At 60.3% G+C, this 14,167-nt stretch carries 11 protein-coding genes; 6 read left to right on the top strand and 5 right to left on the bottom strand.

The genetic code is table 11. The features are described from left to right. Positions 1-30: 30 nt before the first annotated feature. From I6F28_RS15490 to I6F28_RS15470, 5 genes are all read right to left on the bottom strand, one after another. Positions 31-270 carry an acyl carrier protein gene (locus I6F28_RS15490; protein ID WP_008551805.1) on the bottom strand — a complete coding sequence of 80 codons (240 nt, stop codon included), beginning with the start codon at positions 268-270 and terminating at the stop codon, positions 31-33. A gap of 312 nt (positions 271-582) precedes the next feature. Continuing rightward, a complete protein-coding gene (gene fabG / locus I6F28_RS15485; protein ID WP_025035827.1) occupies positions 583-1,320 on the bottom strand; it encodes a 3-oxoacyl-[acyl-carrier-protein] reductase in 738 nt (245 codons plus the stop codon). Positions 1,321-1,332: 12 nt separating this feature from the next. After that, positions 1,333-2,292 carry an ACP S-malonyltransferase gene (gene fabD, locus I6F28_RS15480; protein WP_109144010.1) on the bottom strand — a complete coding sequence of 320 codons (960 nt, stop codon included), beginning with the start codon at positions 2,290-2,292 and terminating at the stop codon, positions 1,333-1,335. Positions 2,293-2,480: 188 nt separating this feature from the next. Further along, complete coding sequence (locus I6F28_RS15475; RefSeq protein WP_225112262.1) at positions 2,481-3,506, bottom strand: fatty acid desaturase family protein; 1,026 nt, start codon at positions 3,504-3,506, stop codon at positions 2,481-2,483. 3 nt (positions 3,507-3,509) lie between these two features. Continuing rightward, positions 3,510-4,214: a TetR/AcrR family transcriptional regulator C-terminal domain-containing protein gene (locus I6F28_RS15470; protein ID WP_225112261.1), complete on the bottom strand. Its 705-nt coding sequence runs from the start codon at positions 4,212-4,214 to the stop codon at positions 3,510-3,512. 336 nt (positions 4,215-4,550) lie between these two features. Here I6F28_RS15470 and rpsF point away from each other — a divergent pair, with 336 nt between their 5' ends. The 6 genes from rpsF to I6F28_RS15440 all read left to right on the top strand — a co-directional run bounded on the left by rpsF (position 4,551) and on the right by I6F28_RS15440 (position 13,232). Then, positions 4,551-5,018, top strand: coding sequence for a 30S ribosomal protein S6 (rpsF, locus tag I6F28_RS15465; protein WP_025035823.1), 468 nt, complete (start codon positions 4,551-4,553; stop codon positions 5,016-5,018). A gap of 5 nt (positions 5,019-5,023) precedes the next feature. Then, positions 5,024-5,263: a 30S ribosomal protein S18 gene (gene rpsR, locus I6F28_RS15460; protein WP_007592020.1), complete on the top strand. Its 240-nt coding sequence runs from the start codon at positions 5,024-5,026 to the stop codon at positions 5,261-5,263. Between the two features lie 864 nt (positions 5,264-6,127). Further along, a complete protein-coding gene (locus tag I6F28_RS15455; RefSeq protein ID WP_225140260.1) occupies positions 6,128-9,163 on the top strand; it encodes a type I restriction endonuclease subunit R in 3,036 nt (1,011 codons plus the stop codon). Further along, positions 9,160-10,455 carry a restriction endonuclease subunit S gene (locus I6F28_RS15450; RefSeq protein WP_225140259.1) on the top strand — a complete coding sequence of 432 codons (1,296 nt, stop codon included), beginning with the start codon at positions 9,160-9,162 and terminating at the stop codon, positions 10,453-10,455. The genes I6F28_RS15455 and I6F28_RS15450 overlap by 4 nt, the downstream gene beginning before the upstream one ends. Before the next feature lie 3 nt (positions 10,456-10,458). Further along, positions 10,459-11,592, top strand: coding sequence for an anticodon nuclease (locus I6F28_RS15445; protein ID WP_225140258.1), 1,134 nt, complete (start codon positions 10,459-10,461; stop codon positions 11,590-11,592). 11 nt (positions 11,593-11,603) lie between these two features. Next, positions 11,604-13,232, top strand: a complete 1,629-nt coding sequence (locus I6F28_RS15440; RefSeq protein ID WP_225140257.1) for a type I restriction-modification system subunit M — start codon at positions 11,604-11,606, stop codon at positions 13,230-13,232. Positions 13,233-14,167 lie beyond the last annotated feature (935 nt).

Genomic DNA, 14,167 nt, shown 5'->3' with positions numbered 1-14,167 from the left:
TCAATGTTGTCCCCGCGAAATTGAAGAGCCTTAGCTCTTCGCGTTCTTCTCGAGAAACTTCGTAGCGTCGCCGACGGTGAGAATCGTTTCCGCAGCGTCGTCCGGAATCTCGCAACCGAATTCCTCTTCGAACGCCATCACCAGCTCGACGGTATCCAGACTGTCGGCGCCGAGGTCGTCGATGAAGCTCGCGTTGTCGACAACCTTCTCGGGTTCAACACCAAGGTGTTCGACCACGATCTTCTTAACCCGCTCGCCAATGTCACTCATTGCTTAACCTCGTGTTGTTCCCTGTAGACCCGACCCCCCGGGACGATACGAGCCGTCGTGGTCGTTTGACTGCCTTCGCTTACGAACTTTGATTTGGCCCATCCTAACCGATGGAGGCCCCGGCGAACGACGGCCAAAGGCTCCGCATCGCCAATATACAGGGTTTCAAAAACCTGCAATGGCGTTCTTTGCCCATCCGTTGGAGGTCCGGTTATCATACTTCAATTGCCTTGACTACAAGCCTCATTTCGCTCCGGAAACGGCCGTTTGCCGCATGCCGCACCGCCGTGACAGGCGACGCGGCACGAGATGTCAGATCATGGCCATGCCGCCGTTGACGTGGATGGTCTGCCCGGTGACGTAGGCTGCTTCGTTCGAGCTCAGATAGACGGCGGCCGCTGCGATGTCCTCGGGCGTCCCCAGGCGGGCGGCCGGAACCTTGGTGAGAATCGTTTCGCGCTGCTTGTCGTTGAGCGCATCGGTCATCGGCGTCTTGATGAAGCCCGGCGCGATGCAGTTCGCGGTCACGCCACGCTTGGCGTATTCGGCCCCTAACGTCTTGATCATGCCGATCAGGCCGGCTTTCGACGCCGTATAATTGCCCTGCCCGGGATTGCCGGTGACGCCGACCACCGAGGTGATGGCGACGATGCGGCCGAAGCGCTTGCGCATCATCAGCTTGGTCGCGGCGCGCGCCAGGCGGAAGGTCGCGGTCAGATTGACGTTGATAACCTCGTCCCAGTCCTCGTCGCGAAGCTGCACGAAGAGATTGTCGCGCGTGATGCCGGCATTGGCGATGAGAATGTCGACCTGGCCCATCGCCGCTTCCGCAGCGGGCACCAGCGCCTCGACCTCATCGGCCTTGGAGAGATTGCAGGGCAGCACGTGGGCGCGCTCGCCGAGCTTGCCGGCAAGCTCGTCCAGCACCTCCTTGCGCGTCCCTGAAATGGCGACGGTGGCGCCCTGCGCGTGCAGCGCCTGCGCGATCGCGCCGCCAATGCCGCCGGTCGCGCCGGTGACGAGCGCCTTTCGGCCAGTCAGATCGAACATTGATGGACTCCTTTAAGCCTGCTTCGCAGCGGCCAATGCATCCTTGGCGGCGGCAATATCGTTCGGGCCGCCGACCGCAATGCCGACGGCACCGTCCGCGATACGCTTGACGAGACCGGTCAGCACCTTGCCGGCGCCGATCTCGAAGAAGCGGGTGACGCCCTGCCCGGCCATGTAAGCCACCGACTCGCGCCAGCGCACCGTGCCGGTGACCTGCTCGACCAGGCGGCGGCGGATCTCGTCGGGATCGGTGATGGCGCTCGCCAGCACGTTCGACACCAGCGGGGCGGCCGGCGCCTTGATCGTGACCTTCGACAGCGCTTCCGCCATGGCATCCGCAGCCGGCTGCATCAACTTGCAATGGAACGGGGCGGACACCGGCAGCAGCATCGCGCGCTTGGCGCCCTTGGCCTTGGCGATCTCGACGGCGCGATCGACCGCAGCCTTGTCGCCGGAGACGACGACCTGGCCGCCGCCATTGTCGTTGGCGGCCTGGCAGACCTGCCCCTGCGCCGCCTCGCCCGCGACCTCCATGGCGGCCTCGTAGTCGAGACCGAGCAGCGCGGCCATCGCGCCGGCGCCGACCGGGACCGCCTTTTGCATTGCGAGACCGCGGGTGCGAAGCAGACGCGCGGTATCCGAAACCGTCAGGCTGCCGGCCGCCGCGAGCGCCGAATATTCACCGAGCGAGTGGCCGGCGACGAAGGCCGCGTCTCGTCCCACGGAAAAACCAGCCTCGGCCTCGAGCACGCGCAAGGTCGCGATAGACACGGCCATCAGCGCCGGCTGGGCGTTCTCGGTGAGTTGGAGAGTTTCGGCCGGACCTTCCCAGATGATGGCCGTCAGCTTCTCCCCGAGCGCGGCATCGACCTCGTCGAATACGGCGCGCGCCACCGGAAAGGCGTCGGCCAGGGCCTTGCCCATGCCGACAGCCTGGGAACCCTGCCCAGGAAATGTGAATGCAGCCGTCATCGGCGCTCCCTGCTGTCAGGCATGATCCCTGTTCTGAACCGGCAGCCGATTTACGCCCGGCCTTAGGCCGTGGTTCCTTGGGCCATGGTTCCGGATCATGCTCCAAAGGGGGCCGTAGACACCGTCCGGGGCCGCACTGTCAAGCCGAGACGGGAACTTGGAGCAGCATTCAACGGGGAATAAGCCCCTCAAAACCCGCCGGCGGTCTGGTTGGCATCGACGTCCGCTCCTGCCCGCGCTCGGCGCGCACTGTTCACCAGTTGCCCCGGCCGATCCTCGCGGTTCGGCTTTGCCGTGGCCAGCCGCAGCACCGAAGCGTAGTTCGGCTGCACTTCCATGCGATCGGCGTACCGGCTCGCACTCAGCAGCCGGTGCACCTTCGGCAGATTGTAGCAGGGCACGTAGAACAACAGATGATGCTCAAGGTGATAGTTCACGTAATACGGCGCGATGAACAGGCGCTCGAGAAAATTGGCATGCGTCGTGCGCGTGTTGCGCAAGGGGTCGCTGCTATCGGGGACGACGGCGTGCTCGGCGATATTGCGGATGCGGGTGATGACCATCATCCACGTCAAGAGCGGCACCAGCCAGAGCAGCGGATAGGCCCACCACACGCCGGCCGCGGCGAGCGCGGCAAACATGATCCCGTTGACCACACATTGCGGGCCGAGCATCTCCCAGAAATGCGCTGCGCGCTGCCGCCATGACCAGTCCTTTGGCCCGAGCGCGTTGAGCAACTGCGCCTTGCGCTGCTGGTAGCCGGTCTGCCCGGTGACGTCGCGGATGAACTTGCGGCGATAGCTCAACTTGGTGATCGGAAACGGCGCCGACAGCACGAGGTCGGGGTCGTCCTCCTGCTGGGTGCGCGCATGGTGCTGAAGGTGATAGCGCCGGTAGCTGCGCGTCTCCGCAAACAGCGGATAGGCGCAGAACCACTGGCTCAGCGTCAGGTTGGTTTTCTCGTCGGCGGACAGGCAACCATGTGCGCCGTCATGCATCAGGATCGCAAGGCCGAGCTGGCGCGAGCCGATGATGGCGACGGCGAAGATATAGGTGAGCGGATTGGGCCACCACGCGACCAGCGCGATGGCTGCAATGATCAGCGTCCAGGCGTGCGCGATCAGCGCAGCGCCTTTCCACGTCGCGCGCTGGCGCACCTCGGCCAATTGATCGTCGGTCAGGAAATCGCGGGCACGCATGCGAAGCGCGGTCATGGCCTAACCCTTTCCATTCGAATTGTCGGATGCCTCGCGCACCTCGACGAGACGCAGGCGGGCGGTGTCTTCAGTGGATTTCGCCTGCTCGCCCAGCACGCGCAGCATCTCGGCGCAGAGCGCCTCGGGCGAGCGGCCCATCGCGTAGCCCTCGAGAATGACGCCGATGGCGACGGCCCAGAACCGCCGCGAGCTTTCGTCGGGCGCGCGCAGCGAGCGCCAGCCGTGCCGCGCGACCTGCCCTGCATAAGCGCGCGTACCCTCGCTGTGCAGGCGCTCGATGGTACGCTCCACCAGTGGCGCGAGATCCTGGCGACGCCGCGTCAGCGTCAGCGCCTCGGCGAAGAAGGCGACCGAATCGCTCGCCGTCACGGTCTCGGCCAGCGCATGGGTGTATTCCCCGGGAGTCCGCGCCTTCAGCGCCGCCTGCTCGGTGGCCCGCGCCAGATACAACAGATCGCGGCAGGCGCATTCGACAAACAGCGCCTCCTTGGTGCGGAAGTAATAGGTGATCTGGCTCGGGAACGCGTCCGCGGCGGCCGCGATGTCGGTAATCGACGTGCCTGACAGCCCCCGCTCCCGAAACAGCGGGCTCGCAGCATCCAGGAGCAGTGACCGCATCTTGCGGCCGGCCGAGCGCGTCGCGCGCGCGGCGTGCTTGGGGTCGCCTGCCGCTTCGAGCGGCGCATCGGCCGACGCTTCTGCCATGGGATCCTCTTCGTCGATTTATTTGTATGTTATACAAACAAACAGATCAAGCCGAATCTTGATATTGGAGGATGGGGTTCTTGTTCCCGTTGGACGGCTTGAAAATGCCCCTCCGCCTTGCAAAGCCGGCCAAAATCCGTATAAGGCGCCCATCCGCAGACCCCGGCCGGGAGCTGAACGGACGGTCTCAGCAAATCATTCGTGATTTTGGTGTGGCAGGGCCAGTCGGCCCGTCGTCCCGTGTTTCCGCCTTCTGAGCTTGATCCCAGAGTCCTTTCCGAAGGCCTCTTAAGGGTTTGACGCCGGGCGATGCGCCAACATGAGGAAAGGACGACCATGCCTCTTTACGAGCATGTTTTTCTCGCGCGTCAGGACGCGAGCCCGCAGCAGGTCGAAGAGCTGACTGCGCAGATGACCGGTATCGTCGAAGGTCTCGGCGGCAAGATCACCAAGACCGAGAATTGGGGCGTGCGCTCCCTCACCTACCGGATGAACAAGAACCGCAAGGCGCACTTCGTGCTGCTCAACATCGACGCGCCGTCCGCGGCGATCGCCGAGATCGAGCGCCAGGAGCGCATCAGCGAGGACGTGATCCGCTATCTCAGCGTCCGCGTCGAGGAGCTCGAGGAAGGCCCGTCCGCGATGATGCGCAAGGCCGACCGTGATCGCGAGCGTGACGATCGCGGCGGTGGCTTCCGCGGCGAGCGCGAAGGCGGCTTCCGTGGCGACCGCGAGGGCGGTTTCCGCGGTGATCGCGGTCCGCGCCGTCCGCGCGATGAAGCTGAAACCACGGATGGGGAGTAAGAATCATGGCTGAAGCTGGTGCACGCCGCCCGTTTTTCCGTCGTCGCAAGAGCTGCCCGTTCACGGGCGCCAATGCTCCGAAGATCGACTACAAGGACTCCAAGCTGCTGATGCGTTACGTCTCCGAGCGCGGCAAGATCGTGCCGAGCCGCATCACCGCGGTGTCCGCGAAGAAGCAGCGTGAGCTCGCCCGCGCCATCAAGCGCGCGCGCTTCCTGGGCCTCCTGCCCTACGTCATTCGCTGATACGACCAATTCGACCGGCGGCGGCTAGCGCCGCCGGTCGCGACTTTTCGAACTCATAAGGCTTCCGGGTCGTCCGGTCGCCGATGGTTGGGGCAAGCGACGCCTCTAACCGCTCGTTTGAGCAACAAGAAATTTCCCTAATAAAATCAATGTACCCGCTGCCGGATGTTCACGGTAGGTATCGGGTTTTTTAGCCCGTTTCTGCTACGAAACCGCTACGGTCGAAGCTATCCGCTCCCTTGGCGGCCCTGACGCTCAGGCTGTCGTGAGATTGTGGGCCACACTTGTGGGCTCCCGGGGTTCTCCACGCTGTTCTGTGCGCCCTCCCCCGCAGGAAGGCACGATCCCGATTAGATCTTCAGGTTGCAGGTTTACCCCGCGCAATTGCCGCGAGCGATTGGGCTGCTACAGTGGCCCATGAAGAGGGACAAGCATGCAGTGTCGATCGATGAGGTATGCCGCCTGCTCATACGGAGCGATGATTCGGCTGTTGAAAGGGTCGAACGCTCCCGCAGCAACGTTGCCTGAGGCGACGCTGCGACGTTGAGCAATGTCCGCAGTTGCACGAAGGATGACCGCGACTGTTGATGACGCCGGACGGCTCGATGATCTGAGAGTTCGTGCAGACGCATTTTTGGTCATGTTATTCGAATGGGGTGCTCTATGGGAATCATCGGGTGGTCGCGGTACTGATTGCGGTGCGATCCATCATTCTGCCAGTCCCGTCGTGCTCAGGCCGTAGCCCATCTCAAGACCCTCCTTCTTGACCAATCACCGCAACCCATCGTCCATGCTCTGGCACTCACATTCCACTCCGGACAATCGGATGCCTCCAAGCAAATCCAAAACAGTTGAGTTGCCGCCATGGCGATGATCGCACCCGAACGCCAGCTTGAAGAGGCGCTCGTCACGAAGCTTCGGGATCTCAAGTACGAATATCGCGACGACATCCGCGATCGAAACGAACTTGAAGCAAACTTCAGGGCGAAGTTCGAGGCCCTGAATCGTGTGGCACTCACTGACGGTGAGTTCCAGCGCCTCCTGGATGAGATCGTTACACCGGACGTGTACCGAGCCGCCCGGTCCCTCCGGAACAGGGAAGCTTTCATCCGCGATGACGGCACACCGCTTAACTACACTCTCGTCAACATCAAGGATTGGTGCAAGAACGCCTTCGAGATCGTCAATCAGCTCCGCATCAATACCGACAACAGCCATCACCGCTACGACGTCATACTCCTGATAAACGGCGTCCCCGTCGTTCAGATCGAGCTAAAGACGCTCGGGATCAGCCCTCGGCGGGCGATGGAGCAGATCGTCGACTACAAGAACGACCCTGGTAACGGATACACGAAGACGCTGCTCTGCTTCGTCCAGCTCTTCATCGTCAGCAACCGCGCTGAGACCTGGTACTTCGCCAACAACAACGCACGGCATTTCGCCTTCGACGCAGACGAGCGGTTCCTTCCAATCTACCAGTTCGCGGCCGAGGACAACGCGAAGATCACTCACCTCGACGACTTTGCTGATCGGTTCCTCGCCAAGTGCACGCTGGGCCAGATGATCAGCAAGTATATGGTCCTCATCGCGAGCGAGCAGAAGCTCCTGATGATGCGCGCGTACCAGATCTACGCCGTCAAGGCCATCGTCGACTGCATCGATCAGAACTGCGGCAATGGATATATCTGGCACACGACCGGCTCGGGCAAGACGCTCACTTCTTTCAAGGCCTCGACACTTCTCAAGACCAACGAAAGCATCCACAAGTGCCTCTTCGTCGTTGACCGCAAGGATCTCGACCGCCAGACGCGTGAGGAGTTCAATCGGTTTCAGGAGAACTGCGTCGAGGAAAACACCAACACCGCGGCGCTCGTCCGGCGCCTAGAGTCCGACGACTATGCGGACAAGGTTATCGTCACCACGATCCAGAAGCTCGGGCTTGCCCTCGACGAGAACAGTAAGCACAACAAGCAGAGCATCGCGCAGGGGCGATCAACGTTCAAGCAGCGGCTCGAGCAGATCCGAGACAAGCGGATGGTCTTCATCTTTGACGAGTGCCATCGGTCGCAGTTCGGCGAGAACCACAAGGCCATTAAGGAGTTCTTCCCGAACTCCCAGCTCTTCGGCTTCACTGGCACTCCGATCTTCGAGGACAACGCCACCATTAAGCAGATCGAGGGAGACGCCGCGACCCTTCGAACCACCAAGGACCTCTTTCAGAAGGAGCTTCACGCCTACACCATCACTCACGCAATCGAGGATCGGAACGTCCTCCGCTTCCACGTCGATTACTACAAGCCCAAGGACGCTCCCGCCCTCACGCCCGGCCAGACGCTCGCGAAGCAGGCGGTCGTCCAGGCCATCCTCGACAAGCACGATGCCGCAACCGGAGGCCGGCGCTTCAACGCACTGCTGGCTACCGCCTCGATCAACGACGCCATCGAGTACTACGAGATCTTCAAAAAACTCCAGGCCGAGCGCCAAAGCGTCGACGCAGAATGCGTCCCTCTCAAGATTGCCGCCGTCTTCTCTCCGCCCGCCGAGGGCAATAAGGACGTACAGCAAATCCAAGAGGACCTCCCCCAGGAAAAGGAGGACAACCGGCACGATCCCGAGGGAAAGAAGGCCGCGCTCAAGGCCATCATCGCCGAGTACAATCGGCAGTATGATACGAACCATGACATCAACAACTTCGACCTCTACTACCAGGACGTCCAGCAGCGCATCAAGGATCAGCAGTTCCCCAACCGCGACTTGGCCCGCAAGGGCCAGGAAAAGATCGACATAACCATCGTCGTTGACATGCTCCTCACCGGCTTCGACGCCAAGTTCCTAAACACCCTCTACGTCGATAAAAACCTCAAGCACCACGGCCTGATCCAGGCCTTCTCCCGCACTAACCGCGTTCTCAACGCTACCAAGCCCTACGGCCACATCCTCGACTTCCGCAACCAGCAGGACAGCGTCGACGCGGCCATCGCTCTCTTCTCCGGTGCGCATGGCGACCGGGCTCGCGAGATCTGGCTGGTCGACAAGGCTCCCGTCGTCATCGGAAATTTCAAGCAGGCGGTCGACGACCTCGGCAAGTTCATGCAGTCGCAGGGCCTCGACGCCACGCCCGATCAAGTGACCAACCTCATGGGCGACGACGCCCGTGCCCAGTTCATCAAGCGGTTCAAGGAAGTCCAACGCCTCCAGACTCAGCTCGACCAGTACACCGACCTCACCGAAGAGCAGCGGGAGCAGATCGAGCAGGCTCTCCCCAATGATGACCTTCGTGCTTTCCGCGGCGTCTATCTTGAAACCGCTCAGCGTCTCAAGGAACAGCAGCGCACCCCCGCTCAGGGTGGCGAGCCGGATAACCCGGAGGTCGACCAGCTCGACTTTGAGTTTGTCCTCTTCGCCTCTGCCGTTATTGACTACGACTACATCATGAAGCTGATCGCCAAGTACTCGGGTCAGGACCCGAGGAAGCTCACGATCAGCCGCGAGCAGCTCATCGGCCTGATCCAGTCCGACGCCAAGTTCCTCGGCGAGCGGGAGGAAATCACCGAGTACGTTCGCTCACTCAAGGAGGGCGAAGGCCTCGACGAGGCAGCCGTCCGCGCCGGTTACGAGCACTTCAAGGCCGTGAAGCAGGTGAAGGAAATCGAACTCCTCGCTCAGGTCCACGGTCTGACGGCCGCGTCGCTCGCGGCCTTCATCGATACCATTCTCCAGCGCATGATCTTCAACGGCGAGCAGCTCACTGACTTAATGGAGCCGCTTGGCCTCGGTTGGCGTGAACGCCGGGAGCGAGAACTCGCGCTCATGAACGACCTTATCCCTCTGCTGAATAAGAGGGCCCACGGCAGAGAAATCTCGGGCCTCAACGCATACGAGCATGGGGCGGCACGATGACTGCCGAAAAGCCATCGCCGCTGGTACCGAAACTGCGGTTTCCGGAGTTTCGAGAGGATCCAACCTGGGTGGCCCCGCAGCTCGGTGAACTGTATGCCTTCAAACGCACCAACAACCTGTCGAGAGACAAGCTAAACTACACAACCGGAACGATTAGGAACATTCACTATGGCGACATTCACACGAAGTTCAAACCTCTGTTCCGGGTGGGTAACGAGCGTGTGCCGTTTGTTAGTCCGGATGCCCTAGCAAATGGATTCGATGATGGCGCACTTTGTGAGGAAGGCGACATCGTCCTTGCCGATGCGTCTGAAGATATCGACGATGTTGGGAAAGCGATCGAAGTTGTTTCACTCGACGGAGAACGAGTCGTCGCCGGGACGCACACCATTCTAGCTACTCGGCGAGGTCGGCTTCCGATCGTTGGCTTCGGCGGTCAGCTATTCCAGTCCCCTGCTGTTCGCGCTGGCATCAAAAAGGAAGCTCAGGGTGCGAAAGTCTACGGCATATCGGCGAACCGCATTTCGGCCGTACTGGTCCCAGTACCACCAACGCCGGCCGAGCAGCAGAAGATCGTCGACTGCCTCGGTTCGCTCGACGACTTGATCGCGGCGGAGGGCCGGAAGCTTGAAGCGCTCCGACTGCACAAAAAAGGGCTGAAACAGCAACTGTTTCCCCAGCACGGAGAAACCGTGCCTCGTCTCCGCTTCCCCGAGTTCCGCAACAAGGGGGAATGGGAGGAGCGCAAAGCGGGAAGTCTGTTCGCAAACCGCGTCAGCAAGGGTGAGGAGGGAATGCCGATCTACTCCGTCACCATGCACGATGGGATGGTGCGACGCGATTCCTTGGATCGAAACTACGACGACATCGAAGAGGCGGCGGGAAACAAGAAGGCGTGCAAGAACGATATTGCCTACAACATGATGCGAATGTGGCAAGGCGCACTAGGGGTCGCTCCCGAAGACTGCTTGGTGAGCCCAGCGTACATCGTCTTGGCGCCCAAGAAGCATGTAGTTTCTCGATTCTTCGAATACCTGTTCAAGCTCCCGGCGTCTATGTTGCTGCTGACGTCTTACTCTCACGGGCTTACCAAGGATCGATTGCGCCTCTACTACGATGATTTCGCGCGCATCCCTCTACGCTGCCCCAGCGAGCCTGAGCAGCAGCGAATCGCTGACTGCCTGTTCTCGCTCGACGCCCGAATTTCCGCACAAACTGAAAGGCTGGACGCACTCTGTTTACATAAGCAGGGTTTGCTGCAGCAGATCTTTCCCTCAATAGAGGGGGAATGAGCAATGAGTGGTACGACAAAGATCTTTCAGTACAAGAATTTGACGTCTCTAGCGCAACGGCTCCGCAGCGACGTTAAAGATCTTCACTGTGTCTTGCTGTACGCGTACAACCGAACAGGGAAGACCCGTTTGTCGATGGAGTTCAAGGATCAAGGGAAGCGCAAAGGCGAAGGGGCCCCAGATACTCTCTACTTCAATGCGTATACCGAGGACCTCTTTGTCTGGCACAACGATCTTGAAGGCGATACGGATCGACACCTGACGATCAACGCGCGCTCCTCGTTCTTTAGCGGCCTCAGAGAACTTGCATTGGATGAGGCCATCGCGGGTTATTTGGCTCGCTACGCCGACTTCGATTTTGATATCGATTACGAGAAGTGGGTCGTGACCTTTCGCAAGGGCGATAACGATCGGATCAAGATTTCCCGAGGCGAGGAGAAAATCTTCATTTGGTGCATATTCATGGCGATCTGCGAGCGGGTCATTGATCGACACCCCTCCTATGGGTGGGTCAAGCACCTGTACATCGATGATCCCATCTCGTCGCTTGACGATAACAATGCCATCGCTCTTGCCTGTGATCTGGCGGCACTTCTCCGCAAAGCCGCGACTCGCCTAGGCGCGAACGGTGATCGAGATCCGCTCAGAACCGTTTTCTCCTCTCACCACGCCTTGTTCTTCAACATCATGTGCAATGAGCTCGGAAGGACGAAGGAAGGCCAAGAGAAAGTAAGTACTAAGCGGTACTTTCTGCACCGACCGGACTCCGAGGGAGCGTTCACGCTGCGAGCCACTGGAGATACGCCGTTCTTTCACCATGTGGCCATTCTCGCTGAGCTTCGAAAGTGTTCGGAGGCAGGAACCCTCTATACGTATCATTTTAATGCCCTCCGCAGCATCTTAGAGAAGACGGCGAGTTTCTTCGGCCACGAAGACCTTAGGGTCTGCTTGGCGGGGCTGGAGGACGAAGCGCTCTACAACCGCGCACTCAACCTGCTTAGCCACGGAAGATACGCCATCACGGAGCCCGTCGAGATGGTGGACGACAACAAAGCGCTGTTTCGCAGAATCCTCGATGATGTTCTTGTCCGTTTCCAATTTGCAGTTCCCGAGCTTGATCCCGAAGCTGCCCCGTAGAGAAGCAACTCATGACTAACCAAGATCAGAAGCAGCTCGGTAAAACGCTCTGGGCCATCGCCGATCAGCTCCGTGGCGCGATGAACGCGGACGACTTTCGCGACTACATGCTCGCGTTTCTGTTTCTCCGCTACCTCTCGGACAACTACCAGCAGGCAGCGAAGAAGGAACTCGGGCGAGACTACCCAGATCCGAACGCGATCGGCAATGGTGGACGGTCATCACTTTCTGTCTGGTACGAGCAGAATCCCGACGATGTGTCGGCGTTCGAGAAGCAGATGCGACTCAAGGCGCACTACATCATCCCTCCCAAGTACCTCTGGGCCAGCATCACGCACATGGCCCGCACTCAGAATGGCGACCTTCTCAAGACGCTTCAGGCCGGCTTCAAGCATATTGAGAACGAATCATTCCAGAGCACGTTCTCGGGGCTTTTCTCGGAAATCAATCTCAGTTCTGATAAGCTCGGGAAGACCTACGAAGATCGAAACGCGAAGCTCTGCAAGATCATCACCGAAATCGCCAAGGGCCTCGCGGAGTTCTCGACGGATAGCGACACCCTCGGCGACGCCTATGAATATCTGATCGGCCAGTTCGCCGCGGGCTCGGGCAAAAAGGCGGGCGAGTTCTACACGCCGCAGCGGATCTCGGACATTCTCTCCGCGATCGTTACGCTCGACAGCCAGGAGCCGAAGACCGGCAAGCGGAATCGCCTCGCCAACGTGATGGACCTCGCCTGCGGCTCGGGCTCACTGTTGCTCAATGTGCGCAAGCGCATGGGGCCGCACGGCATCGGGAAGATCTTCGGGCAAGAGAAGAACATCACCACGTACAACCTGGCGCGGATGAACATGCTGCTGCACGGGGTAAAGGACACGGAGTTCGAGATCTACCACGGTGACACGCTTACGAACGACTGGGACATGCTCCGCGAGACGAACCCGGCGAAGAAGCCGTACTTCGACGCCGTGGTCGCTAACCCGCCGTTTAGCTACCGCTGGGATCCCAACGAGGCGTTGGGCGAAGACGTGCGCTTCAAGAATTACGGACTGGCCCCGAAGTCGGCGGCGGACTTCGCATTCCTGCTGCACGGGTTTCACTACCTCAAAGAAGACGGTGTGATGTCGATCATCCTCCCGCACGGCGTGTTGTTTCGCGGTGGCGCCGAGGCCAAGATCCGCCGCAAGCTCCTTGACGATGGGCACATCGACACCGTCATCGGTCTGCCGGCGAACCTATTCTATTCGACCGGCATCCCGGTCTGCATCCTCGTCTTGAAGAAGTGCAAGAAGCCTGATGATGTCCTGTTCATCAACGCATCTGAACATTTCGAGAAGGGCAAGCGACAGAACTACATTTCCGACGAGCATATCGAGAAGATCATAAAAACCTACCAGTTGCGTCCGAAGATCGTCGAGCGGTACGCCAGACGCGTGGAGATGGACGAGATCGAAGCCAACGACTTCAACCTGAACATCTCGCGCTATGTCAGCACAGCCGAGCAGGAGGTCGCGATCGATCTGTCGGCGACTCATAGAAAGTTGGTCGCGATCGAGAATCAAATTCAAGACTCAACGGCGAAGCACAACGCCTTTTTGAAGGAACTTGGACTATCTCCATTGCCGTCATCAGATGAATGATCGAGAGGGTTTTCGGCGAGACCGCCATTGCGACCTACCAGCCACCTGCCGAGGTGCGCGCTTCGCACCGATGGACTTCCAGCCGCGCGACCTGGTACGGACCGCCCAGCATGCCGACGAATAGCGCGGCGAACGCGTCGCCGTGTCGATAGTCTGGGATTACCCGGACGGGACCGGCCACGACATCAACGTCGGCATCGCAGCGACGACGGGATCAAGCACCGGCACGGCTACACGGACGGCTTCTCCTATGACGACCTGCAGCTGGTGCGGTGATGGATGATTCGATCAGCGCGGAGCGCTCGCTACTCATGCCCCAGCCGATCTGCACCGCCGAACAGCCGGCCCCGAAGGGCGAGCCCATCTTCCCAAGCGCCCGGTACGCGCATATTGCCCGTCCGGATTTGGAGCACCCCGACGTCGAGACGAGCGTCAGCGTGACCAGGGCGGCGTCTTTGCGGAGCCACCGATCGAGGGTGCCTTCCGACCGCTCGAGCACCGACGGTGCAAGCACTGCGGCGGAATCTGTAGATCGGCGCGAAGCCCTCGCTACGCTCGCCGCCGTGGCCGGTCATTGGCAGATTGCGTAGACGTTCACCAATCCGACCTTGGCGGTGGTCCTACAGGCCCACTGATTAGTGCCAGAAGGAAAGTTTGCCGAGAAGCCAACTTTCTCGGAGCTGGTGTAGCATCCGCCTCCAGTGACCACCGTTCCAAAATCGCAGGTTACGAGGCAATACCCGGAGAACCCTCCCGGCGAGTAGCAAGTGTTCTGTTTGATTGTGAATGCCTCAGCGTCCACTGAGAGCGAGCAGATTGCCAAGCACACCATAGCCAGAATTTTGTTTCGCAAGACCAATCCCCCCTTTGTTCTCGACTTCCGTATCGTAGCATATGGAGCGGGACTGCTGGGGCCGCCCGAATATCGACTGGCG

Origin of the sequence: Bradyrhizobium sp. NBAIM14 (genome assembly GCF_020193895.1) — a bacterium.
GTDB classification, from domain to species: domain Bacteria; phylum Pseudomonadota; class Alphaproteobacteria; order Rhizobiales; family Xanthobacteraceae; genus Bradyrhizobium; species Bradyrhizobium yuanmingense.
The sequence above is the reverse complement of the archived record's forward strand: the minus strand, read 5'-3'. Positions and strand labels throughout refer to the sequence as shown.

Excerpts from the sequence above, each read along its gene's own strand:
- fabG (WP_025035827.1), bottom strand. The coding sequence starts at position 1,320 with ATGTTCGATCTGACTGGCCGAAAGGCGCTCGTCACCGGCGCGACCGGC.
- rpsF (WP_025035823.1), top strand. The coding sequence starts at position 4,551 with ATGCCTCTTTACGAGCATGTTTTTCTCGCGCGTCAGGACGCGAGCCCG.
- fabD (WP_109144010.1), bottom strand. The coding sequence starts at position 2,292 with ATGACGGCTGCATTCACATTTCCTGGGCAGGGTTCCCAGGCTGTCGGC.
- I6F28_RS15440 (WP_225140257.1), top strand. The coding sequence starts at position 11,604 with ATGACTAACCAAGATCAGAAGCAGCTCGGTAAAACGCTCTGGGCCATC.
- I6F28_RS15490 (WP_008551805.1), bottom strand. The coding sequence starts at position 270 with ATGAGTGACATTGGCGAGCGGGTTAAGAAGATCGTGGTCGAACACCTT.
- I6F28_RS15470 (WP_225112261.1), bottom strand. The coding sequence starts at position 4,214 with ATGGCAGAAGCGTCGGCCGATGCGCCGCTCGAAGCGGCAGGCGACCCC.
- I6F28_RS15455 (WP_225140260.1), top strand. The coding sequence starts at position 6,128 with ATGGCGATGATCGCACCCGAACGCCAGCTTGAAGAGGCGCTCGTCACG.
- I6F28_RS15475 (WP_225112262.1), bottom strand. The coding sequence starts at position 3,506 with ATGACCGCGCTTCGCATGCGTGCCCGCGATTTCCTGACCGACGATCAA.
- I6F28_RS15445 (WP_225140258.1), top strand. The coding sequence starts at position 10,459 with ATGAGTGGTACGACAAAGATCTTTCAGTACAAGAATTTGACGTCTCTA.
- I6F28_RS15450 (WP_225140259.1), top strand. The coding sequence starts at position 9,160 with ATGACTGCCGAAAAGCCATCGCCGCTGGTACCGAAACTGCGGTTTCCG.
- rpsR (WP_007592020.1), top strand. The coding sequence starts at position 5,024 with ATGGCTGAAGCTGGTGCACGCCGCCCGTTTTTCCGTCGTCGCAAGAGC.